General features: G+C 62.9%; 1 protein-coding gene. It reads left to right on the plus strand.

Translation table 11 applies throughout. The features are described 5' to 3' along the window. A partial coding sequence (locus tag QZH66_RS17965; protein ID WP_305807169.1) for a NosD domain-containing protein occupies nt 1–481 on the plus strand: 481 nt, incomplete at its 5' end. Between the last annotated feature and the right edge of the window lie 151 nt (nt 482–632).

Genomic DNA, 632 nt, shown 5'->3' on the forward strand with positions numbered 1-632 from the left:
CGACTCGGGCAGCAGCCTGAAAGAGCAGAACGCCGGCATCTACCTCTACCCCGGTTCGCACCGCGCCGTGGTGCAAAACTGCGACCTGACCTACAACCTGTTCGGCCTGTGGATAGAGAAGGCCAACGACGTGCGCATCGAGGGCAACCTGATCACCGGCAAGCGCGAGTTCGACTCGGCGCAGCGCGGCAACGGCATCCAGCTCTACAACACCAAGGGCGCGCGCATCCTGCACAACAACATCAGCTTCGTGCGCGACGCGCTGTATGTGGACGTCTCGCACCATGCGATTTTCCGGGGCAACAAGCTGCACCACAGCCGCTACGGCACGCNGGCATCCAGCTCTACAACACCAAGGGCGCGCGCATCCTGCACAACAACATCAGCTTCGTGCGCGACGCGCTGTATGTGGACGTCTCGCACCATGCGATTTTCCGGGGCAACAAGCTGCACCACAGCCGCTACGGCACGCACTACATGACCTCGTACTACAACGTCTGGGAAGACAACGACACCTACTACAACCGGGGCGGCCTGGCGCTGATGGAGGTGCGCGAGCAAACCGTGCGCGGCAACCGCGCCTGGGGCAATTCCGACCACGGCATCATGCTGCGCTCGGTGCAGGACGCGGT

Origin of the sequence: Stenotrophomonas sp. YIM B06876 (assembly GCF_030711595.1) — a bacterium.
Classification (GTDB): domain Bacteria; phylum Pseudomonadota; class Gammaproteobacteria; order Xanthomonadales; family Xanthomonadaceae; genus Stenotrophomonas.